Consider the following 22,628-nt stretch of genomic DNA (forward strand, 5'->3'; position numbering starts at 1 on the left):
AGAGGGCGTCGAAGCGGGCCGGACGCCGTCCGCCGCCGGGTGACGAGCCGCCCGCCGGCCGGGACGCCCCTCAGGTGACGGCAGGCCCGGGAGCCGTGTTGCGCCACTTCTCCCGGACGACCACCTCGCGCACCCGCCAGCCGTCGTACGTGCGCAGCAGCGCGAAGGCGTACCGCCCGCCGCACACGAAGTCCGGTGCCGTCGACGCCCCGTCGGTCCCGGCGAACCGCATCGGATTGACATAGTCGGCGCGCACCCGCGCGGTGTCGCCGGTGTCCTGTTCCAGAAGCCCGAAGCTGACCCGCCGGTTGACGATCAGATGCTGCCGCATGGCGAACAGCCGCATGTTCCGGGCGAGCCAGCCGGCCGTCTGCACTGCATCCCCCTCGATCCCGCCCGCGGAGCGGTAGTCCGCGCGCCCGTCCGGCGCGAACAGCTCCTGGTACGCCTCCCAGTCGGCGTCGTCCACCGCCGCCGCGTACTCGGTGATCAGTTCGTCCACGGCGAGCCGGTCCATCACGGTCGCGAGCTGCACACGCTGCGTCATCGGCTCAGTGTTGGGCCGGGGGACCCGCCGGGCCAAGAGGCGTGCAGGCATCGGCTGTCGAGGCCACCGGGCCAAAAGCTCCTTCGTGGTGATTCCTATACTGACCGCATGATCGAGGTACCGCTCAGCGCGCTCGAAGTGGCCATGGTCCAGTCGGGCGCTCCGGCGGCCGACACCCTGCGGGACACCACCGCGTTCGCCCAGCGCCTCGAAGCCCTCGGCTACCTGCGGCTCTGGTACGCCGAGCACCACCACTCCCCGGCCATCGGCGCGTTCCCGCCGGTCGTGCTGACCGCCCACGCGGCCGCGCTGACCTCGTCCCTGCGGCTCGGCTCGGGCGGGGTGCTCGCGCCGAACCACGCCCCGATCATGCTGGCGGAGCAGTTCGGCACGCTGGCCGCGCTGCACGGGGGCCGGATCGATCTCGGCATCGGCCGCGGCCCGGGCACCTTCGACGAGCGGACGGCACGGGCCCTGCGGCGCGGCGCCGGACCGACGACGGACGACGAGTACCGCGACGACGTGTCCCAGACCCTGCGCCTCCTGCTCGACGAGGTCGCGCTCGACCCGCTCCCGGAGCCGTGGCTGCTGTCGTCCAGTACGGCGGGCGCCGCGCTCGCCGCGGAACTGGGCCTGCCGATCGCCTTCGCCCACCACATCCGCCCCGACAACACCGCCGCCGCCCTGACCCACTACCGCGAGCACTTCGTCCCGTCCCGCTGGTGCGCACGCCCCCGCGTGCTGCTCTGCGTGGAGACCGTGTGCGCCGGGACGGACGAGGAGGCGGCCCGGCTCACCGGGCCGATGGACGTCGTCAAGGCGGGACTCCTCAAGAGCCGCGGCGACATCCCCTTCCCCACCCCCGACGAGGCCGCCGCCCACCCCTTCACCGCCGAGGAGACGCGGGCGCTGGCCCTCTTCCGCTCCCACCAGGCCCACGGCTCGCCCGAGACCGTCGTACGGCGCCTGACCGGCCTGGTGGACCGCACCGGCGCGGACGAACTCATGCTGGTGACCCCCGTCTACGCGCTGGCCGACCGGCTGAGGTCGTACGAGCTGGTGAAGCAGCACGCGGACACGCCGCCGCCCCGGACCGACGGCGCGCCCGGGAGGCAGCCATGACCCGTCCCGTCACCGTCGTCACCGGCGGCAGCCGGGGCATCGGCGCCGCGACCTGCACGCGCCTGGCGGCCGACGGACACGACATAGTGCTCGGATACGTCAGTGACCACGCGGCCGCCGAGCGGGTGGCGGCCACCGTCCGGGCGGCGGGCGCGCGCTGCGTCACCGTACGCGCGGACACCGCCGACGAAGCGGACGTGGACCGGCTCTTCGACATGGCGGCCGATCAACTCGGCCCCGTGACAGGGCTGGTGAACAACGCCGGGGTGACCGGCCCGCTGGGCAGGCTCGCCGACGCGGACCCCGCCGACCTGCGGCGCGTGGTCGACGTGAACCTGCTGGGGGCGTTGCTGTGCGCACGCCGGGCGGCCCGGGCGATGACCGCCGCGGGAGGAGGCGTGATCGTCAACGTGTCCTCGGCGGCGGCCACGCTGGGCAGCCCCGGCGAGTTCGTCCACTACGCGGCGACGAAGGCCGCCGTCGACGCCCTCACCGTGGGCCTGTCGAAGGAGCTGGGCCCGGACGGCGTGCGCGTCAACGCCGTCGCCCCCGGCATGATCGACACCGAGATGCACGCCGCGATGGGCGCCCCGGACCGCGCCGAGCGCGCGGCGGCCACGATCCCGCTCCGCCGCCCGGGACAGGCCGACGAAATCGCCGCGGCCATCGCGTGGTTGATGTCGCCGGAGGCCTCGTACACGACCGGCACGGTACTGCGGGTGGCCGGCGGCAGGTGACACCGCGGCACGGAGGCTGAAGCCGAGAGCCGACGACGGCCCGGCACGGCTGCTGGAGCGGAACTCGGTGGGCGCTGCGGGCGAAGCCCAGCGGCAGGTGTGTCTGGGGCGCGAACTCTCAGGCCGCCTCGATGACCTCGCCGCGGATCGCCTCGGCCCATTCCACAACCAGCAACTCGTACTCCGCCCGCTCCTGCGCGGACAGGGAACCGCCGGCCCTCAGCCACAGCGCGCGAATCTGTTCGTTCAGCGCGGCCGCAGAACGGACAGAACCAGACGTCGTGGAGTCATGGGTCATGCGCGCAAGCCTAGGGGCAAGGACTGACAGTCCGCTACCAGACGGCTACCCACGTTGTATGTGGTTGGTCACGGCGGATCTTGCGCGGATGTGTTGAGGGGCACCACACGACGTACATCAGGCCACCTCATCGCCGCCCGCACCGTCACGGCCGGGTGAGCACCGATCTGGCGTACTTGTCACTTCCCTTCCTTGCTCCGCGACCCCCCGGCGGTCAGAGTGCGCCCATGGAACCCGTGAAGAGCACGGAACAACGCATCGCCGGCGTCGCGCCGCCCTACCGCCCCGAGACCGAACGCACGCTGCGCGAGTGGCTGCCGCCCGGTGTCCCCCTCGAACCGCTGATGCTGTTCAGAGTGCTGGAGCGGCACCCCGAACTGGCCACGCAGATGCGGACCTTGGGCGGCGGTCTCCTGGCCTCCGGCCGGCTGACCGACGCGGACCGGGAACTCGTGATCGCCCGGGTCGCCGTGCGCTGCGGCTGCGCCTACGAATGGGGCGCCCACATGGCCGCGTACGCCGACGCCGCCGGCCTCACACCGGACCTGATCGCCCTCACGGTGAGCGGCACCCCCGACGACCCGGCCTGGTCGCCCCGGCAGGCCGCCCTGCTGCGCGCCGTGGACGAACTCCACGACACCGTCGCACTCACCGATCCGACGTGGGACGGACTGCGGTCCCATCTGACCGAGGTCGAGACCCTGGAGTTCCTGGTGCTGGCGGGCTGGTACCGGACGATCGCCTACGTCCTCAACGGCGTGCGCATCAGCCCGGAGCCGTGGGCCCTGGACTTCCCGCCTCCGCCCGCCTGACGCACCCGCACGGCCGGTGGGAAGAACGGCCCGGTGACGCTTCGGCTGGCTTACTACGTATTCACGGTCAACGTCACCGACGCCGTTCGACAGAGAGAAGGCAAGCATGGCCACACCACCCACCGCCGCGAAGTTCGCCGCGCTGCTCCGGGCCGAGGGCGTCACCGTCGTGGAGGTCGGCAACTGGGAGACGCACAACCGCAACAGCAAGGGCGCCTGGGGCCCGGTCAACGGCGTGATGATCCACCACACCGTCACCAAGGGCACGGAGAACACGGTGCAGATAGTCAGAGACGGGTACAGCTCCCTGCCCGGACCGCTGTGCCACGGCATGATCGCCAAGGACGGCCGGGTGCACCTCGTCGGTTACGGCCGCGCGAACCACGCGGGCCTCGGCGACCCGGACGTCCTGGCCGCGGTCATCGCCGAGAAGAAGCCGCCGGCGGACGACGAGGCGACCGTCGACGGCAACGCCCGCTTCTACGGCTTCGAGTGCGAGAACCTCGGCGACAACAAGGACCCGTGGCCGGCCGCGCAGATCGAAGCGATCGTCCGGGTGTCCGCCGCGCTCTGCCGCCACCACGGCTGGGGCGCGCGGTCGGTGATCCGCCACCTCGACTGGCAGCCGGGCAAGATCGACCCGCGCGGCCCCGGCATGGACTGGGACGACGTCCTCGCGCGCGTGGCGACCCGGCTCGGCACCGACCCCGCACCGACCCCGCCCAAGCCCACCAAGCCGACGGTGGACCTGTCGAAGCTGGTGGCCGCGGCCAGAGCGAACCCGAAGGCATCGGGCCAGCCGGTCACCTACTCCGGAGTGAAGACCGTCGAAGCGGCCCTGGTCGACGAGGGCCTGCTCGCGAAGGCATACAGCGACGGCCACTACGGCACGACGACGGTCACGGCGTACGCCAAGTGGCAGAAGAAGTGCGGATACACCGGCACGGCCGCGGACGGCATCCCGGGTTCCGCCTCCCTGAAGAAGCTCGCCGAGCGGCACGGTTTCACCGTCGTCGCCTGATCGCGGGAAGGGACCGAGCACATGAACCTCTACGACTGGCTGGCGTCACTGTGGCGCACGTTCGTGCCGTACCTGGTCGGATTCGCCGCGGTGCAACTGGCCAGGCTGGGCATCACACTCGACGACGCGACACTGACGACGGCGCTCACGGGTGCGTTCGGCACCGTCTACTACGCACTGTTCCGCCTGCTGGAACAGCGGGCGGGAAAGAGCTGGGGCTGGTTCCTGGGCCTGGCAAGGCCCCCGCACTACCCGACCAAGCCGACCACGACGCCCCCGGCAACCCCGGTCTGAAACAAAAAGGCGCGGCAGCGGTCCCCCCGCTGCCGCGCCTCCCCGAGATTTACTGCGCCGACTCACCCGCGTGCGGACTGAGCACTCCCATGCCCACCAGCACGATAAGAACAATCCCAAGAACAATCCGATACCAGACAAACGGCATAAAGCTCTTGGTGGTAATAAATTTCATAAACCACGCAATTACGGCATAACCCACCACAAAGGCGATAACCGTGGCGAACATGGTCGGGCCCCACGAAACATGGCCGCCCTCACTCGCGTCCTTCAACTCGAACACGCCGGAGGCGAGCACCGCGGGAACGGCGAGGAGGAAGGAGTAACGGGCCGCGGCCTCGCGGGTGTAGCCCATGAGCAGACCACCGCTGATGGTGGCGCCGGACCGGGAGACGCCGGGAACCAGGGCCATGGCCTGGCAGACGCCGAAGACCAGGCCGTCCTTGACGCCCAGTTCCTGGAGCGACTTGCGCTGCGTGGCGGCGCGGTGCTTGCCGCCGGTCTCGTCGCGGGCCGCCAGCCGGTCGGCCACGCCGAGCACGATGCCCATGACGATCAGCATCGTCGCGGTCAGCCGCAGATCGCGGAACGGCCCCTCGATCTGGTCCTTGAGCGTCACGCCGAGCAGACCGATCGGAATCGAGCCGACGATGACCAGCCAGCCCATCTGGGCATTGTGATCACCGCGCATCGCCTTGCTGAACAGGGACCGGAACCACGCCGAGACGATCCGGGCGATGTCCTTGCGGAAGTAGATCAGCACCGCGGCCTCCGTGCCGATCTGAGTGATCGCGGTGAAGGCCGCTCCCGGGTCGTGCCAGCCGGCGAACGCCGCGGTCAGACGCAGATGCGCGCTGGACGAGATGGGAAGGAATTCGGTCAGCCCCTGGACGAGTCCGAGGACGAGGGATTCAAACCAAGACATGGAGTTAGGTGGTCCAAGTGCTGATGTCGGAAGGGACGGGTGCGGCGCCGGGCCTGGCGCGGTGATCACGGTGTTGAGGGGCAGCGTAGCGCCCCCTCCTGACAGACCGACCACAGGGGCTTCGCAGCGGACAGACGCAACGGGTATCGAGGCTCACGACCCGCACCCGCCCCCGGCCGAAAGGGGCCCGCGGCCGAACCGCCCACGACCCGCACCCGCCCCCGGCCGAAAGGGGCCCGTGACCGAACCGCCCACGACCCGCACCCGCCCCCGGCCGAAAGGGGCCCGTGGCCGAACCGCCCACGACCCGCACCCGCCCCCGGCCGAAAGGGGCCCGCGGCCGAACCGCCCACGACCCGCACCCGCCCCCGGCCGGAAGGGCCCGTGACCGAACCGTCCACGACCCGCAGCCGCGATCGCGCGGAAGGGGCCGTGCCGGTACATCAAATGCCCGTCGATCACGTGGTCGCACACCAAGTTGGTCATCCGAACCCCGGAAGCGACCGCGGGAGCGACGGGCGGATGTACCGGCGCGGCCCCGACCCACGACGCACGCACGCGCACCACGACGCACGCACGCGCACCACGACGCACGCACGCGCACCACGACGCACGCACGCGCACCACGACGCACGCACGCGCACCACCACGAGCCCCCCGGCGGTGTTGACCACCACCGACCCGCGGCTTACGTTGCCGCAGAAGGAAAGCGCTTGCTACCCACGGCACGCGCCGCCCGACGTCTGACGCCACGTCCGATGGAGTGCTGAACGTCCATGCGCACACCCAGCAACGCCCCCGGAATCCCCTCGCAAACAACTCCCCCCTCCCCGATCCCCTCCCCGGACCCCTCCCCGATCCCCTCCCCGTCCCCCTCCCCGTCCCCCTCCCCGTCCCCCTTCAAGGACCGCCGCATCAGGGCAGCCGTCATAGGCACAGGCGGCATCGCCCGCGGCAGCCACCTCCCCGCCCTGCACGAACTGACCGCGGAGGGCGAGACGGAGATCGTCGCCGCGGTCGACATAGACGCCGCCTCGGTGGAGGCGTTCTGCGCGGACGGCGGCATCCCGCACGCCTACACCGACCTCGACCGAATGCTCCAGGAACAGCATCCGGACCTGGTCTGCATCTGCACCCCGCCGACCCTCCACCGCGAGCAGTCGATCGCCGCGCTACGGTCCGGCGCCTGGGTCTGGTGTGAGAAACCCCCGGTCCCCACGCTCGCCGACTACGACGCCGTGGCGGCCGAGGAGGGCACGACGGGCAACGGCCCGTACGCGTCCATCGTCTTCCAGCACCGCTTCGGCTCCGGCGCGGAACACGTCCGACGCCTCCTCGCCCAGCAGGCCATGGGCCGCCCCCTCGTGGCGCACTGCCAGACCACCTGGTACCGCAACGCCGCCTACTACGCCGTGCCCTGGCGCGGACGCTGGCAGACCGAGGGCGGCGGCCCCGCCATGGGCCACGGTATCCACCAGATGGACCTGCTCCTGGACCTCCTCGGACCGTGGAGCGAGGTGCGCGCCATGGCCGGCCGCCTGGTCCACGACGTGGAGACGGAGGACGTCTCGACCGCCCTGGTCCGCTTCGGGAGCGGCGCCCTCGCGACCGTCGTGAACAGCGTCCTCAGCCCGGACGAGGTGAGCCGCATCAGGGTCGACTGCGAGCGCGCCACCGTCGAACTCACCCACCTCTACGGACACAGCAACGGCAACTGGCGCATCACGCCGGCCCCCGGCACGCCGGAGGCGGACGTGACCGCATGGCGGGAGTTCGGCACGGACGTGCCCAGTTCGCACGTGGCCCAGCTGCGGCAACTGATCGCCAGTATGCGCAGCGGCCGGCGCCCCCGCAGCAGCGGCGCCGACGGCCGCACCAGCCTGGAACTGATCTCCGCGCTGTACAAGTCGGCGTTCACCGACACGACCGTACGGTCCGGCGAGATAGTCCCGGGCGACCCGTACTACACGGCGCTGCACGGAGGCGCCCCGGGCTGGGCACCGACGGAGGCGACAGCAGGGAGCACGAAATGACCAACCCCGACCCCGACCCCGACTCCGACCCCAATCCCAAGCCCGACCCCAACCCCGACCCCAACCCCGACCCCGACCGCAACCCCAACCCCGACCCCAACCCCAACCCCAAGCCCGACCCCAACTCCAACCTCAAGCCCCCCAAGCCCCCCGAGAACGACCTCCGCATCACCCACGCCCACGGCGACCACGTAACCATCACGGACCCGACCACGGGCGTGGACCTGTTCAGCTACGTGTACCGGCCGGAGGCGGCGTGGGAGGCGCCGAAGCCGTACCTGCACCCCGTCCGGACCCTGGCGAACGCGATCGTCACCGACTACCGGCCGAACGACCACCGCTGGCACAAGGGCCTCCAGATGACGGCGTCGCACCTCTCGGGCCAGAACCTGTGGGGCGGCAACACATACATCCACGGAAAGGGATATCTGGAACTACCGGAACGCGTGGGCTCAATGGCACACGTGGCCTTCGACGAGATCACCACGGAGGGCACCGGCACCCGCGCGGTGCTGGCCGAACGCCTCACCTGGCACCCGTACACGGGCGAACTGTGGGCCGAGGAGGAGCGCCGCATAGAGGTGCACGACGTGGACCCGGAGGCCGGCTCCTGGGCGCTGACCTGGACGAGCGCCGTCACCAACAGGCGGGACGAGCCGCTCCGCTTCGGCAGCCCGACCACGGCGGGCCGCGGACTGGCGGGCTACACCGGCCTCTTCTGGCGGGGCCCGCGGGCCTTCAGGGAAGGCCGCGTCCTCGGGCCGGACCCCGACGCCGAGGGCCCGGGCCTGATGGGACAGCAGGCACCGTGGCTGGCGTACAGCGGAGAGCACGACGGAGCCGACGGCCACGCGACCCTGGTCTTCGAGCACGCCCCCGAGAACGACCACACGGGCAGCCGCGGGAATCACCCCGCCCACTGGTTCGTACGCAACGAGCCCTTCGCGGCGGTAGCCCCGTCCCTGGCGTTCTTCGACGAACTGGAACTGCTCCCCGGGGACACGCTCACCCGCCGCTACCGGGTGGTCGTGGCCGACGGCGCGTGGGAACGCGAGGAGATCGCCAAGTACCTGGAGGAGCACCCTTGGTGAGCTCCGCCGGTTTCACCGGCCTCCCGGGCGCCGTGGCCGTCTCGCACCTGTCCGTCTACGACTGGCCGGCCGCGGACGGCGTGTGCGGCGGCACGCCCCACATGCATCTGACCTGCTCGGAGGCGTACGTGGTCACCGTGGGCCGCGGCGCGGTGCAGACACTGACGACATCCGGGTACGAGGTCACCCCGCTGGCGCCCGGGACGGTCGCGTGGTTCACGCCGGGCACGATCCACCGGCTGGTCAACGAGGACGACCTGCGCATCACGGTCCTCATGCAGAACAACGGCCTGCCGGAGGCGGGGGACGCCGTACTGACCCTGCCACCGGAACACCTCACGGACCCGGAGACGTACGCCGCCGCGACAGCGATCCCCGCCGACGCACCGAGGGAGGAGCAGGAACGGATCGCCCGGGCCCGGCGCGACCTGGCCCTGGAGGGCTACCGGGCGCTGCGCGCGGCGGACGGCCCGGAGCCCCTGGCCGCGTTCCACCGGGCCGCCGCGGAACTGGTGCGCCCGAGGCTCGCCGAGTGGCGCGAGCGCTGGCACCGCGGCGCGCAGGCCGCGGCGGCGGCCACCGCCGACCAGCTGGAGCGTCTGGAACGGGCCGACACGTCGCACCTCGCCGAGGCCGTCGTACGAGCCGAACAGCCCTCCGCGCGCGGGAAGTTCGGCATGTGCGGCCGGCTGGACGTCTACCAGGACACTCTTTTCTGATCCCCGGGGCCGCACTCGGCCCGCCGGACCCCAGGGCGTTCCCGGGATGTCCGATGTCCCCAGTGCGTAGCAGGGCGTTTCACGCCCCCGCAGGCCCCGTGACCGTCCACCCCGGGGCCTGCGGGTGGGACGTCAGGTCGTCGTGCCTGACCTCGTCGCCGCACTCGCGGCACACCACCTGCGGAACCAGTTCGTGGCCGCAGGCGTGCTCCAGGACCATGGGCCGGTACCCGCCCTTCTGGAGGTGGCGGTCGCCCCACGCCATGAGCGTGAGCAGTACGGACTCCAGCTCGAGACCGGCCTCGGTGGGCCGGTACTCGTAGCGCTTGGGCCGGTCGCTGTACTCGGTCCTCTCCAGCAGCCCCGCGTCCACGAGCCGTCTGAGACGGGTGGTCAGGACATCGCGAGGGGCCCCGATGTTGCGCACCATCTGGTCGAAGCGCCGGGCGCCCAGGGACACCTCGCGCAGGACGAGCAGGGAGTACTTCTCGCCGACGAGGGCGAGGGTGTCGGCGATGGAACAGGGTCGGGCGTCCTTCATGAAGCCAGTCTAGAGGGTGGGTTGGCTATTCCAACCCACTCGGCTACCGTGGAGTCACTTAGCGAGTTTGAAAAACGAACTGAGGGATGCTTCATGCGTGACGCCGTGATCGTCGAAGCCGTACGCACCCCGATAGGCAAGGGCAAGCCGAACGGCGCCCTGGCCCACGTCCACCCAGTGGAACTCCTCGCGCACACCCTGCGCACCCTCGTCGAGCGCTCCGGCGTCGACCCGGAGCTGATCGACGACGTCATCGGCGGCACCGTCGGCCAGATCGGCGAGCAGGCCATGAACACCACCCGCTACGCCGCGCTGTCGGCGGGCCTGCCCGAGACGGTGCCCGCGACCACGGTGGACCGTCAGTGCGGCTCCTCGCAGCAGGCCGTCCACTTCGCCGCCCAGGGTGTGCTCTCCGGCGCGTACGACCTGGTCGTGGCCTGTGGCGTGGAGTCGATGAGCCGGGTCCCGATGGGGTCCAACGTCCCGCCGGGCACCGACCCCTTCGGACCCGGGATCGCCGCACGCTACCCCGAGGGCCTGGTCCCGCAGGGCATCAGCGCCGAGCTGATCGCCGCCAAGTGGTCGCTCTCGCGCGCGCGGATGGACGAATTCGCCGTGACCTCCCACCAGAAGGCGGCCACGGCCTGGGATCAGGGCCTGTTCGACGCCGAGACCGCGCCCCTGGAGGACCTGCGCCGCGACGAGAGCGTACGGCCGGGCAGCACGACCGGAACACTGGCGGGACTCAAGCCCGCTTACTACGACCCGGCCTTCGCCGAGCGCTTCCCGCAGATCGAGTGGAACGTCACCGCGGGCAACGCGAGCCCGATCAACGACGGCGCGTCAGCGGTGCTCATCACGTCGAGCGGGACGGCGGCCCGCCTGGGCCTCAGGCCGCTCGCGCGGCTGCACAGCTTCGCCGTCACCGGCTCCGATCCGCTGCTGATGCTCACCGGCGTCGTCCCCGCCACCGAGAAGGTGCTCCGCAGGGCGGGCCTCGGCATCGGCGACATCGACCTCTTCGAGGTCAACGAGGCGTTCGCGAGCGTCGTCCTGGCCTGGCTCCAGGAGACGGGCGCCGACCCGGACCGGCTCAACGTGCACGGGGGTGCGCTCGCCATCGGCCACCCGCTCGGCGCGAGCGGCACCCGGCTGACGACCACCCTCGTGCACGCCATGCGGGCACGGGGAGCGCGCTGGGCGCTCCAGACGATGTGCGAGGCGGGCGGCCTGGCGAACGCGATGGTGCTGGAGACGGTCTGAGGGAGTTGCCGGGCATGCTCCCGGACGAAGGCTCCCGGCCGTCACCCCCGTCGTCGCCTCGCCGTCACCCCCGCCGAAGATGATGCCGCTTGCGCCAGGCGACGACCGCCGCGACCAGCCCCGGTACGGCGATGAAGCCCATCGCGATCAGGAACGCGGGGGACGTCGGCGTCGACGCGCGGGCGCCCGCGACGACGTACGCGGCGGTGTTCGGGACGGAGCCCAGGGCCGTCGCGAGGAGGAAGGGCAGCCAGCCCATCCGGGACACGGCGGCGCAGTAGTTGGCGGCCCAGAACGGCACCCCCGGGAAGAGCCTGGCCACCATCATCGACCGGAACCCGTGGCGGCTGAGCTGCCCGTCCGCCGCCTTGAGCCAGCGGCCGCGCAGCAGCGGGCGCAGCGCGTCCTGCCCGAGCACCCGGCCGAGCCCGAAGGCCACGCCCGCGCCGAGCACGGTGCCGGCGATCGCCGCTCCGGTCCCGAGCTGGGAGCCGAAGAGAGCACCGGCCGCGAGATTGAGCAGCGGCCGGGGCACGAACGCGACGGTGCACAGCCCGTACGCCACCGCGAAGACGACGGCAGCGGCGGCGCCGCCGAGCTGCGGCGGCCAGCCGCCGGCCAGCAGCCGCTGCGGTTCGAAGAGCAGCACGCAGCACGCGGCGGCGGCGAGCAGCGCGAGCAGCAGGGACAGGCGTGACCAGGGGGAGAGCAGCACTCTCGTGAAGCGGGCGGTCAGACCTCTCGGTGCGGTCCGGGCGAGCGGAGCGGGGACGTGCTCCGTCGTGCCGGAGGGGTGTTCCTTGCCGAAGAGGTCCGCGGTGGGGACGAGTCCCGTGGCGGTGGCCGGGGGAGAGGCCGTGGCGGTGCCCCCAGAGCGGGTGGTGGCATCGAGCATCCGGTGACACTAACCGACAAATGTGTGTGATCGCCGTATGGTGCGTCTCACGGGCGTCACAGCTTGCGGAACGTCAGGTGCCGGAACCGCCGTGCCGGCGTGGCGGGACACCGTCGACCTGCCCCTCCGTCCGTCCTGCCGTGCACAAGGTCCCGAACACCTTCTCCTGACGCCCACCGCACCCCATTTCCACCTCACCGCCCCCGCCCGCAACTCCCGTTTCCCTTCCGCTCCCTTCCGCGGAAAACCATTCGACGTGCGCAGACGCGTCGGCGATGATCGCCTCATGTTCCGGCACGCCTTCGTCCTCGCAGCATCCGCAGTCGCGGATGCGCCGAAGGCTGCCGTCCCGGTCTTCCTGGCAGCCGTCGACGGCGCCCGAAGCTGACCCTTCCCGGATTGTCCGGCGGACCCCGCAGGGGGAGGGTCGGCGAAACCTCGGGGTCCCCGTCCCGGCCGCACCTCACAACCGCCGGGGCCATCACTCAGTCCCACTGACACTGAAGAGGCTTCGAGGTACAGCCATGCCCAAGACGGCTTACGTGCGCACCAAACCGCACCTCAACATCGGCACGATGGGTCATGTCGACCACGGCAAGACCACCCTGACCGCCGCCATCACCAAGGTCCTCGCCGAGCGCGGCGCCGGCACCTTCGTCCCGTTCGACCGCATCGACCGGGCGCCGGAGGAGGCCGCGCGCGGCATCACCATCAACATCGCGCACGTCGAGTACGAGACCGACACCCGGCACTACGCGCACGTGGACATGCCGGGCCACGCCGACTACGTCAAGAACATGGTCACCGGCGCCGCGCAGCTCGACGGGGCGATCCTCGTCGTCTCCGCGCTCGACGGGATCATGCCGCAGACCGCCGAACACGTGCTGCTCGCCCGGCAGGTGGGCGTCGACCACATCGTCGTCGCCCTGAACAAGGCCGACGCCGGTGACGAGGAGCTGACCGACCTGGTCGAACTGGAGGTCCGTGAACTGCTCACCGCGCACGGCTACGGCGGCGAGTCCGTACCGGTCGTACGGGTCTCCGGGCTCAGGGCGCTGGAGGGCGACCCCCGCTGGACCGCGGCGATCGACGCGCTGCTGGACGCCGTGGACACGTACGTGCCGATGCCCGAGCGCTATCTCGACGCGCCGTTCCTGCTACCGGTCGAGAACGTGCTCACCATCACCGGGCGCGGCACCGTCGTCACCGGTGCCGTCGAGCGCGGCACCATCAAGACGGGTGACCGTGTCGAAGTGCTCGGCGCCTCCGTGGACACCGTGGTCACCGGCCTGGAGACCTTCGGCAAGCCCATGGACGAGGCGCAGGCCGGGGACAACGTGGCGCTGCTGCTGCGCGGGGTGCCGCGCGACGCGGTGCGCCGCGGCCACATCGTCGCGGCGCCCGGCAGCGTCGTGCCGAGCCGGCGTTTCTCGGCGCGGGTGTACGTCCTGTCGGCCCGCGAGGGCGGCCGGACCACCCCGGTCGCCACCGGTTACCGGCCGCAGTTCTACATCCGTACCGCGGACGTGGTCGGCGACATCGACCTCGGCGAGACGGCGGTGGCCAGGCCCGGCGACACGGTCACGATGACGGTCGAGCTCGGGCGCGAGGTCCCGCTGGAGCCCGGCCTCGGCTTTGCGATCCGCGAGGGCGGCCGGACGGTCGGCGCGGGCACGGTGACCGCGGTCGGCTGACCGACGAGGGGCGCCCGCCTCCGGGGGCGCCCGCCTCCGAGGGGCGGGCGCCCGCTCGCACCCGCACCGACCGGGGCGTGCCGGGGTGCCGGGGCGGCACAACAGGACCGCGGACGGGGCGTGTCGGGGTGCCGGGGCGGCACAACAGGACCGCGGACGGGGCGTACCGGGGTGCCAGGGCGGCACAATGGGACCGTGGACGAGCCGATACCCGTGACACGGGACGTGGATCACGGGACCGCCAAGCTGATGCCGGACGTGGACCGCGAGCGGGCCTGGCTGCTGACCGTCGACGGCGCGCCTCAGTCGTACGTCGACCTGGACGCGCCGACGCACCTGGAGTTCGAGTACGCGCGTCGGCTCGGGCACGTGCTGGACACGGTCGCGGCACCGGGCAGCGCCCTGGACGCGCTGCATCTCGGCGGCGGGGCGCTCACCCTGCCGCGCTACCTCGCCGCGACCAGGCCGGGTTCGCGCCAGGACGTGGTCGAGGCGGACCGCGCCCTGCTGTCCCTCGTCGTCGAGAAGCTGCCCGTGCCCGACGAGGCGGGAATCACGCTGCACGGCGCGGACGCCAGGGCCTGGCTGGAGGCGGCGCCCGCGGGCTCGGCGGACGTCCTGATAGCGGACGTCTTCGGCGGCTCGCGCGTCCCCGCGCACCTGACGTCCACGGCCTACGCGCGCGCCGCCGAGCGGGTTCTGCGCCCTGGCGGCGTCTACCTGGCGAACCTCGCGGACGCCTCGCCCTTCGACTTCCTCCGCTCCCAGCTCGCCACGTTCGCGACCGTCTTCGAGGAGCTGGCCCTCATCGCCGAACCGGCCGTGCTGCGCGGCCGGCGCTTCGGCAACACGGTGCTCGTGGCGTCGCACCGGCTGTTCGACACGGCGGTCCTGGCCCGCCGTACCGCCGCCGACGCCTTCCCCGCGCGCGTGATGGACGGTTCGGCGCTGCGGGAGTTCACCGGCGCCGCCGAACCCGTACAGGACGAGAACGCGGTCCCCTCACCCAAGCCGCCGGACGGAGCCTTCGGCATCGGCTGACCCGCCCGCGGCCGATCCGGTCGGGACCGCCCCGCCGACGACCGGATCGGGACCGACCGCCGTCCCGGGCGCCACCGCCGCCGATCCGACCGGCGTCGCCGACCGGACCGGCTCCTCGGCCGTCCCAGTCGCAGCCGCCTTGGCCGAGGCTGATCTGGTCGAGACGGCCCCGATCGCGGCTGACCAGGTAAAGACGACCCTGGTCGAGGCCGCCCCGGTCACGGCTGCCCGGGACCGACCGCCGTCCCCGGCGCCACCGCCGCCGACCGGACCGGCTCCTCGGCCGCCCCAGTCGCCGTCGCCCTGGTCGTGGCCGCCCTCGTTGAGGCTGCCCCGGTTACGGCCCGCCGGGACCGACCGCCGTCCCGGGCGCCACGGCCGCCGACCGGACCGGCGTCGCCGACCGGACCGGCTCCTCGGCCGTCCCAGTCGCAGTCGCCTTGGCCGAGGCTGATCTGGTCGAGACGGCCCCGATCGCGGCTGACCAGGTGAAGACGGCCCTGGTCGAGGCCGCCCCGGTCACGGCTGCCCGGGACCGACCGCCGTCCCCGGCGCCACCGGCGCGGACACGACCGGCGCAGCCGACCCGATTGGCGCCGCCGAGTCGACCGGTGCCGTCGAGCCGGCCGGTGCCGTCGAGCCGGCCGGTGTCTCCGGCCCCGTGCGTACCACCGAACCCGTCCGTCGTGTCAGGTTCCGTACGTCCGGTACGAGCAGGACCGCTGCCGTCACCACGACGACCAGGACCGCGCAGCCCCACAGGGCGGCCGTGCGTCCGACGGCCTGTTCCGCCGGGCCCGCGAGGGCCGTGGCGAGCGGGACCATGGCGATCGAGCCGAACCAGTCGTAGGCGGAGACCCGGGAGAGCTTCTCCTCCGGTATCTCCTGGTGCAGGGCGGTCATCCACGACACCCCGAACACCTCGATCGCGAGGCCGCTGAGGAACATCACCACGCACAGCCCGCCCACGGACAGCGGCACCGCGAGCGCGGCGGACGGGGCGGCCAGTGGGAACACGCACAGGGTGCCCGCGAGCAGCAGCCGGCGCGGCTTCCAGCGGACCATCAGCAGGGCGCCGCCGACGGTTCCGGCGCCGAACGCGCCGAGCGCGAGGCCCCAGGGCCCGGCCCCGCCGAGACTGTCGCGCGCGACCAGCGGACCGTAGACCGACTCGGCGGCGCCGACGACCGCGACCACCACGGAGAACTGCGCCACGATCGACCACAGCCAGGGCCGTCCGACGACCTCGCGCCAGCCCTCGCGCAGATCGGCGAGCAGCCCGCCGCTCGCCGTGCGCGACGGTATGTGGCTCACGTCGAGGAAGGCGCGCAGCGCCCCGGCGACCGCGAAGGCCAGCGCGTCCACGGCGAGCACCCAGCCGGGTCCGAACGCGGCCACCAGCGCGCCGCCGAGCGCCGCGCCGCCGAGCCCGGCCCCCTGCATCGCCATCCGGAAGACGGCGAAGGCACGGCTCGCCTGCTCCCCGGAGACGGACGACATCAGCATGCCCTCGGCGGCCGGACTGAAGAACGCCTGCCCCGTACCGCCGAGCGCGGCGAGCACCATCATGTGCCACAGCCGCGCCTGGTCCGCGAGGACCAGCGCCGCGAAGGCGCCCTGCGAGAGGAAGTTGAGGGCGTTGGCCGCGACCATCACGCGGTGGCGCGGCAGCCGGTCGGCGACGGCGCCGCCGATGAGCAGGAAGAGCACCAGCGGCAGGGTGCGTGCCGCCGCCACCAGGCCGACGTCGCCGCCGTCGCCGCCCGTGTCGAGCACCGCGAACGCCGCGGCGATCAGCGCGCCCTGGCTGCCCAGGTTGGTGACGACCGCGGCGGCGGTCAGCAGGGTGTAGTTCCGCCCGGCCCAGGTGGGGCGGCGCAGGCGTCTGGAGGGATCGGCGGCAGTGGTCACCGGCCGACTATCCCTCCCGGACGCCTTTCTCGACAAACCGATTAGCGGACACCGGTACGAGCCCGGCGCCCGGGCGCCGACGCGCCGGAGCCGGACGGGCCGCTGCCCGTCCGGCTCCGTACCCGCCGCTGCGGCCCGTGCGGCCTACGGCTCAGGAGTCCTCAGGATCACCGTGCAGCCGCACGGTTCCGGCGATCTTCTTGATCGTCTCGTCCGTGACCTCGTCGCTGACGCCCTTGGCCCCGTAGAAGCTGAAGGACACGAAGTCGTCGTTGGAGTTCTTGAAGGCGAACGTGGTCGCCTTGCCCTCTGTGTCGCACTTGCCGCTGCCGGCGGCGCCCTTCGTGTAGCTCGTGGAGATCTTGCCCTTGAGCCCCGAGGACGAGGTGAAGTCCTCGGCCTTGCCGATCTCGATCTTCTTCTGGTCGGCGTCGGTCTGTCCCGTGTAACCGGCCCAGGCCCACGTCGCCGAGTCACTGCGGGCGGCCTGCTCCAGGCTCTTGGCGCCGCTCTGCCCCTTGGTGCCCGCCACCGCCAGCGCGGACTCCTCCTTGGTGCCGTCCTTGTCGCTGTCCGTGGAGCACCAGGACTCCTTCAGGTACGCCGGCGAGGACATCGTGATGAGCGGGCTGCCGTCGCCCTTCTCCTTGTCCTCGAACGCGGTGTACGTACCGGGGGACTTGACGTCCCATTCGGCCGGCACGTCGAAGGCCGTGCCCCACTTGGGGTTGATGACGACCTTCCACCCCTCGATGGTGGCCTTCTCGCCCTCGCCGCCGCGCGGGTTGTCCTCGGACGCCGACGCGCTCGGCTCCTTCGAGGCGCTGGCCGAGGCCTTGGCGTCCTTGCCGCCGTCGGCCTTGTCGTCGTCGTTGCCACCGAGGACCAGGAATCCGGTGACGCCCGCGGCGACGACCACCGCGGTGGCCGCCACGATCGCGATGATCTTCGTACGGTTGCCGTCACCGCTCGGCGGCGGCTGCGGCGCGCCCATGGGGGCGGGCGTGTTCCACTGCGGCTGCCCGGCCCCCGGCTGCCCGGCCTGCGGCTGGTACGGGTTGGTCTGCGGATAGCCGCCCGTCTGCTGATATCCGGGCTGCTGATACGGATTCGGCTGCTGGTACCCCGACTGCGTGTAGGGGTTCTGACTCTGGTCCTGCGGGTTCTGCTCGCCCCCGGGCGGCTGCTGTCCTGGCCACATGGGCAGTAACCCTAGTGCCGCGAGTGACACGTTTGGGTCACTGCCCCTTGTCAGACGTGTACCGGCTCAGCCGTCCGACGCGTCCGACGGGTCCTGGTAGATCCGTACCGTGCTGAGGATCTTCCGCACGGTCGCGTCCGGTACCTCGTCGGACACGCCCTTGGCGCCGTGGAACGACCAGGAGACCAGATCGCCCGCGGAGTTCTTGAAGGCGAACGTGGTTGCCTTGCCGTCCGTGGCGCACTTTTTCGATTTCTCCACACCCTCGGACGAGGCGGTGCCCAGGCTGCCCTTGATGCCCGACTCGGTGGTGTAGGACTCCACCGTCCCCGACTCGACCTTCGCCTTGTCCGGCTGGGTGTACGCCCCGTAGACCCAGCTCTGCGGATCCGAGCCGGCGATGTCCTCGGTGCTCTTGGCCCCGTTGTTGCCCCTGCTGCCCGCGGCGGCCAGCGGTATGTAGTCCGTCGCGCCGTCACGGTCGTCGTCGGAGCCGCACCACTTCTCCTTCAGGAACGCGGGCGCCTTCATGGCGACCAGCGGGTTCTCCTCGGGATCGTCGTTCTCGACGACGTACGAGACATAGTCCTTGGAGGCGAGCGCCCACTCGGCCGGTACGTCGAAGGCGACGCCGATGTCGGGGTTGACCACGACCTTCCACCCCTTGACGGTCGGCTCGTCCGCGTCGGTGCCGCGCGGGTCGCTCGAACTCGGCTGTCCGGAGGCGGAGTTCGTCGGCCCGGGGTCGGTCCCGTCGTCCTTGCCGCCGCCGAGGAGCGCGAAGCCGGTGACGCCCGCCGCGACCACCACGGCCGCCGCGGCGGCGATCGCGATCACCCGCGTCCGGTTGCCGCCACCGGTCCCGCCGCCACCGGGACCCGCTCCACCGGGGCCGGTTCCACCGGGCTGCGGCGCCGCGGGCCCGGCCGTCACGGTCGGCACCTCCCACGGCTGCTGCGGTGACTGCCGGGGTTGCGGCAACTGCTGCGGCTGCTGCGACTGGTACGGGTTCGGCTGTTGATAGCCGGGCCGCTGATACGGATTGGGCCGCTGATGCGGATCGGGCTGCCCGCCCCCCGGCGGCTGCTCTGCTGGCGACATGCGGCGCAACGATACGGGAGCGCGCCGACGGCACCCGACAGGGCCTGGCCAAGCTTGGCTACTCATGGGTAACGTTCCGGCATGAGCGCAGACCAGATGTCGATCGGCGAGATGCTCGCCGCCACGGTGCCGATGGCCAGGACCCTCAACCTGGAGTTCTTGGAGACGACGCCGGAGAACGCCGTGGTGTCCCTGCCCGACCGGAGCGACTTCCACAACCACGTCGGCGGGCCGCACGCCGGCGCGATGTTCACGCTGGGCGAGTCGGCCAGCGGGGCGATCGTCCTCGCCGCGTTCGGGGAGCAGCTCTCGCGGGCCGTGCCGCTGGCCGTGCGCGCCGAGATCGCCTACAAGAAGCTCGCGATGGGGCCCGTCACCGCCACCGCGACGCTCGGCCGCCCCGCCGCCGAGGTCGTCGCCGAACTCGACGCGGGCCGGCGCCCGGAGTTCCCGGTCGCCGTCACCATCCGGCGCGGCGACGGCGCGGTCACCGGCGAGATGACGGTCGTCTGGACCCTGCGCCCGAACGGCTGAGCGTTCCGGCGACCTTCCCGGGTTTTCACTCCTGGCTCCGGGGCGCCTGACGGCGAGTCAAGTCCGCCCTGACGCATAGTGCCGTCAGGGCCGGACAGGTCGGTCGCGGCTGTCGCCGCCGTCGGCGCGTGTGCACGCGGCCCACGACGACGCGCCGACACCCGCGCCCGCACCCGAGGAGTGACCGCACGTGTCCCACGCCCCGTCCCACGGCTGCTCCCCGTCCCACGGCTGCTCCCCGTTCCATGGCTGCTCCCCGTCCCATGGCTGCTCCTCGTCCCACGGCTGCCCCCCGTCCCACGGCTGCCCCCCGTCCCACGGCTGTTCCCGCAGAACGGTTCTCAGGCTCGGCGGTGCCGGTGGTGCCGCCGCGGTCGCCGCGGCGGCCACCGGCGCCGGGCACCCCGCACCCGCACCCGCCCCCGTGATCGCGTCCGCGTCCGCGCCCGGCCGGCGCGTGGCGCGGCTGATCGCCCGGCTCACCCGTGACGAGAAGATCTCCCTGCTGCACGGCGCCACCGACCCCCACTCGCTCGGCCAGGCCGGTTACGTACCCGGAGTCCCGCGCCTGGGCATCCCGCCGCTCCGGCTCGCCGACGGCCCGGCCGGTGTCCGCGTCACCCGGCACGCCACCGCGCTGCCCGCGCCCGTCCTGCTCGCCGCCGCCTTCGACCCGGACCTGGCCCGCCGCTACGGCCGGGCCATCGGGCACGAGGGCCGCGCGCTCGGCCAGGACGTGCTGCTGTCGCCCATGGTCAACCTCATCCGCACCCCGTACGCGGGCCGCAACTTCGAGACGTTCGGCGAGGACCCGCTGCTCTCGGCCGACCTGGTGGCCGCCGAGATCCGCGGCATCCAGGACGAGGGACTGATCGCCACCGTGAAGCACTTCGCGCTGAACAACCAGGAACGGGACCGGATGTCCGTCGACGTACGGATCGACGAGCGGACCCTGCACGAGGTCGAGCTGCGCGGCTTCGAGGCCGCCGTCGCCGCCGGGACCGGTGCGGTCATGGGGGCGTACAACAAGGTCAACGGCGTCTTCGCCTGCGAGAACGCGACGCTGCTCACCGATGTCCTGCGCCGCCGCTGGGGCTTCGACGGCTGGGTGATGACCGACTGGTCCGCCGCCCACAGCACCGCCGCCGCGCTCGCCGCGGGGCTCGACATGGAGATGCCGGACGGGGCGCACTTCGGCCGGCCGCTGGCCGAGGCGGTGGCCGGCGGCAGCGTGAGCGAGCGGCAGCTCGACCGGGCCGTACGCCGCGTCCTGTCCGTACTCGACCGGTTCGGCCTGCTGGACGGGACCGCGCCGCCCCGGCCCGAGCGCGACGCCGCGGCGGGCGCGGCCCTGGCCCGCGAGGTGGCCGAGGCCGGCGCGACCCTGCTGCGCAACGAGCGGCGGACGCTGCCGCTGACCGGCGCCGCCGCGCGCGGCATCGCCGTCATCGGACCCACCGGCCTGCACCCGTTCGTCAGCGGCGGCGGCAGCGCGCACGTGAACCCGGACCGGGCCGAAAGTCCCCTCGACGCCATCCGGGCGCGCGCGGGCCGGGACGCCGAGGTGACCTACGCGCTCGGCGAGGACGTGTACGGCAAGCCCGTCCCGCGCGGCGCGCTCGACGGGGACATCGACACCGAGGGCCAGGCCGTCGCCCCCGGCGAGACCTGGACGTACCGGGGGACGCTGACCGTCGGCGAGGCCGACGAGTGGATTCTCCTCGTCCACTACAGCGGGGAGCGCCCGAAGGTCGTCCTCGACGGCGAGGAACTCTTCCCGGTCGCCGCCGGGTACGCGGAGTACTTCCAGGGCGGTCTGGTCACCGCGGCGCCCGACGGGCTGACGGTGCGCCGCAGGACGCTGCGGCTCGCCAGGGGCGCGCACCGCGTCGAGATCACCGCGCGGGGCGGGGCCGTCGGGCAGCGGTTCCGGCTGCGGCGGATCACCGGCGCCACCCGGGAGCGGGACGTCGCCGAGGCGGTGCGCGCCGCCCGCGCCGCGACCAGCGTGGTCCTCTTCGCGTACGAGGACGCCACCGAGGGCCGGGACCGCACCGCGCTCGGGCTCCCCGGGCACCAGGCGCGGCTGATCGAGGCGGTGACGGAGGCCAACCCGCGGACCACCGTCGTCCTCAACACCTCGTCCGCGACGGCGATGCCGTGGCTGCGCGGGACCGCCGCCGTGCTCCAGATGTACTACCCGGGCCAGGAGGGCGCCGCCGCCACCGCCGCGGTCCTCTTCGGCGACTGCGACCCCGGCGGCCGGCTCACCCAGTCCTTCCCCGTCGACGACGACCACCACCCGGTCGCCGGGGACCCGCTGCGCTACCCCGGCGAGCACGGCGTCGAGCGGTACTCGGAGGGCGTCCACGCCGGCCACCGCTGGTACGACGCCGAGGGCGTGCGCCCGCTGTTCCCGTTCGGGCACGGGCTGTCGTACACCTCCTTCGGCTACGAGGATCTGCGGGTGCGGGCGGCCGGGCGCGGGCTCGACGTGAGCTTCACCGTGCGCAACACCGGCCGGCGGGGCGGTGTCGAGGTGGCGCAGGTCTACGTCGGCCCCTCGCCGGACCTGCGGCTCGACCAGGCCGTCCGGGTGCTGGGCGGCTACCGGCGGCTGACGCTGCGGGCGGGGGAGCGGCGCCGGGTCACCGTACGGGTCGGCGAGCGCACCCTGTCCTGCTGGGACGCGCAGCGGCACGACTGGGCGCGCGGCACCGGCCGGCGCACCGTCTGGACCGGCGCCTCCTCGCGCGACCTGCGGCTGCGCGGCAGCGTGGAGGTACCCGCGTGACGGCGGTACCGGTGCGGTCGCCGGGACTCCGTCCCGTCGCGTCGAACAGGTAGG

21 protein-coding genes are annotated in these 22,628 nt (G+C 72.6%); 13 read left to right on the forward strand and 8 right to left on the reverse strand.

The features are described 5' to 3' along the window. Positions 1-70: 70 nt before the first annotated feature. A complete protein-coding gene (locus ACFV6E_RS00240; RefSeq protein ID WP_385166102.1) occupies positions 71-547 on the reverse strand; it encodes a nuclear transport factor 2 family protein in 477 nt (158 codons plus the stop codon). Between the two features lie 108 nt (positions 548-655). Between ACFV6E_RS00240 and ACFV6E_RS00245 the strand changes: the two genes are divergently transcribed. Together ACFV6E_RS00245 and ACFV6E_RS00250 are read left to right on the forward strand one after the other, a co-directional pair. Beyond that, entirely contained in the window at positions 656-1,669 is a 1,014-nt protein-coding gene (locus ACFV6E_RS00245; protein ID WP_385166100.1) for an LLM class flavin-dependent oxidoreductase, read from the forward strand. Continuing rightward, positions 1,666-2,406, forward strand: coding sequence for a glucose 1-dehydrogenase (locus ACFV6E_RS00250; protein WP_385166098.1), 741 nt, complete (start codon positions 1,666-1,668; stop codon positions 2,404-2,406). The genes ACFV6E_RS00245 and ACFV6E_RS00250 overlap by 4 nt, the downstream gene beginning before the upstream one ends. 118 nt (positions 2,407-2,524) lie before the next feature. Here the strand turns inward: ACFV6E_RS00250 and ACFV6E_RS00255 are convergent, their stop codons facing one another. Beyond that, positions 2,525-2,704 (reverse strand): hypothetical protein, encoded by a 180-nt coding sequence (locus ACFV6E_RS00255; protein ID WP_385166096.1) that lies wholly within the window; start codon positions 2,702-2,704, stop codon positions 2,525-2,527. Positions 2,705-2,931: 227 nt separating this feature from the next. Here ACFV6E_RS00255 and ACFV6E_RS00260 point away from each other — a divergent pair, with 227 nt between their 5' ends. From ACFV6E_RS00260 to ACFV6E_RS00270, 3 genes are all read left to right on the forward strand, one after another. Then, entirely contained in the window at positions 2,932-3,516 is a 585-nt protein-coding gene (locus ACFV6E_RS00260; RefSeq protein ID WP_385166094.1) for a carboxymuconolactone decarboxylase family protein, read from the forward strand. Between the two features lie 106 nt (positions 3,517-3,622). Next, positions 3,623-4,537 carry an N-acetylmuramoyl-L-alanine amidase gene (locus tag ACFV6E_RS00265; protein ID WP_385166092.1) on the forward strand — a complete coding sequence of 305 codons (915 nt, stop codon included), beginning with the start codon at positions 3,623-3,625 and terminating at the stop codon, positions 4,535-4,537. Between the two features lie 21 nt (positions 4,538-4,558). Continuing rightward, positions 4,559-4,831, forward strand: coding sequence for a hypothetical protein (locus ACFV6E_RS00270; RefSeq protein ID WP_385166090.1), 273 nt, complete (start codon positions 4,559-4,561; stop codon positions 4,829-4,831). Positions 4,832-4,880: 49 nt separating this feature from the next. On the opposite strand, the gene ACFV6E_RS00275 is transcribed toward ACFV6E_RS00270, so the two are convergent. Further along, positions 4,881-5,756, reverse strand: a complete 876-nt coding sequence (locus ACFV6E_RS00275) for an undecaprenyl-diphosphate phosphatase (RefSeq protein ID WP_385166088.1) — start codon at positions 5,754-5,756, stop codon at positions 4,881-4,883. Positions 5,757-6,532: 776 nt separating this feature from the next. Here ACFV6E_RS00275 and ACFV6E_RS00280 point away from each other — a divergent pair. From ACFV6E_RS00280 to ACFV6E_RS00290, 3 genes are read left to right on the forward strand one after another with little or no spacing between them, the layout of a single operon-like run. Continuing rightward, entirely contained in the window at positions 6,533-7,789 is a 1,257-nt protein-coding gene (locus ACFV6E_RS00280) for a Gfo/Idh/MocA family protein (protein WP_385458516.1), read from the forward strand. Further along, positions 7,786-8,880: a PmoA family protein gene (locus tag ACFV6E_RS00285; RefSeq protein WP_385458518.1), complete on the forward strand. Its 1,095-nt coding sequence runs from the start codon at positions 7,786-7,788 to the stop codon at positions 8,878-8,880. The genes ACFV6E_RS00280 and ACFV6E_RS00285 overlap by 4 nt, the downstream gene beginning before the upstream one ends. Then, positions 8,874-9,599, forward strand: coding sequence for a cupin domain-containing protein (locus ACFV6E_RS00290; RefSeq protein ID WP_385458520.1), 726 nt, complete (start codon positions 8,874-8,876; stop codon positions 9,597-9,599). Before ACFV6E_RS00285 ends, ACFV6E_RS00290 begins: the two co-directional genes overlap by 7 nt. A gap of 79 nt (positions 9,600-9,678) precedes the next feature. Here the strand turns inward: ACFV6E_RS00290 and ACFV6E_RS00295 are convergent, their stop codons facing one another. Further along, entirely contained in the window at positions 9,679-10,140 is a 462-nt protein-coding gene (locus tag ACFV6E_RS00295; RefSeq protein WP_385166083.1) for a winged helix-turn-helix transcriptional regulator, read from the reverse strand. A gap of 93 nt (positions 10,141-10,233) precedes the next feature. Between ACFV6E_RS00295 and ACFV6E_RS00300 the strand changes: the two genes are divergently transcribed. Then, on the forward strand, positions 10,234-11,403 hold the full coding sequence (locus tag ACFV6E_RS00300; protein ID WP_385166081.1) for a thiolase family protein: 1,170 nt from the start codon (positions 10,234-10,236) through the stop codon (positions 11,401-11,403). Between the two features lie 64 nt (positions 11,404-11,467). Here ACFV6E_RS00300 and ACFV6E_RS00305 read toward each other — a convergent pair whose 3' ends face one another. Beyond that, positions 11,468-12,298, reverse strand: coding sequence for a TVP38/TMEM64 family protein (locus ACFV6E_RS00305; protein ID WP_385166080.1), 831 nt, complete (start codon positions 12,296-12,298; stop codon positions 11,468-11,470). 524 nt (positions 12,299-12,822) lie between these two features. Here ACFV6E_RS00305 and tuf point away from each other — a divergent pair. After that, on the forward strand, positions 12,823-13,992 hold the full coding sequence (gene tuf / locus ACFV6E_RS00310; protein ID WP_385166078.1) for an elongation factor Tu: 1,170 nt from the start codon (positions 12,823-12,825) through the stop codon (positions 13,990-13,992). Between the two features lie 195 nt (positions 13,993-14,187). Continuing rightward, complete coding sequence (locus tag ACFV6E_RS00315) at positions 14,188-15,033, forward strand: spermidine synthase (protein WP_385458522.1); 846 nt, start codon at positions 14,188-14,190, stop codon at positions 15,031-15,033. A gap of 519 nt (positions 15,034-15,552) precedes the next feature. Here the strand turns inward: ACFV6E_RS00315 and ACFV6E_RS00320 are convergent. The 3 genes from ACFV6E_RS00320 to ACFV6E_RS00330 form a co-directional block, all read right to left on the reverse strand. Next, positions 15,553-16,944: an MFS transporter gene (locus ACFV6E_RS00320; RefSeq protein ID WP_385458524.1), complete on the reverse strand. Its 1,392-nt coding sequence runs from the start codon at positions 16,942-16,944 to the stop codon at positions 15,553-15,555. 151 nt (positions 16,945-17,095) lie between these two features. Then, entirely contained in the window at positions 17,096-18,145 is a 1,050-nt protein-coding gene (locus ACFV6E_RS00325) for a hypothetical protein (RefSeq protein ID WP_385168629.1), read from the reverse strand. A 66-nt stretch (positions 18,146-18,211) separates the two neighbouring features. Continuing rightward, positions 18,212-19,246, reverse strand: a complete 1,035-nt coding sequence (locus ACFV6E_RS00330; protein ID WP_385458526.1) for a hypothetical protein — start codon at positions 19,244-19,246, stop codon at positions 18,212-18,214. Between the two features lie 96 nt (positions 19,247-19,342). Between ACFV6E_RS00330 and ACFV6E_RS00335 the strand changes: the two genes are divergently transcribed. Then, positions 19,343-19,780: a DUF4442 domain-containing protein gene (locus ACFV6E_RS00335; RefSeq protein WP_385168710.1), complete on the forward strand. Its 438-nt coding sequence runs from the start codon at positions 19,343-19,345 to the stop codon at positions 19,778-19,780. A gap of 424 nt (positions 19,781-20,204) precedes the next feature. Continuing rightward, positions 20,205-22,574 (forward strand): beta-glucosidase, encoded by a 2,370-nt coding sequence (locus tag ACFV6E_RS00340; protein WP_385458528.1) that lies wholly within the window; start codon positions 20,205-20,207, stop codon positions 22,572-22,574. Positions 22,575-22,628 lie beyond the last annotated feature (54 nt).

This window comes from Streptomyces sp. NPDC059785 (assembly GCF_042732375.1).
In the GTDB taxonomy this organism is placed as follows: Bacteria; Actinomycetota; Actinomycetes; order Streptomycetales; family Streptomycetaceae; genus Streptomyces.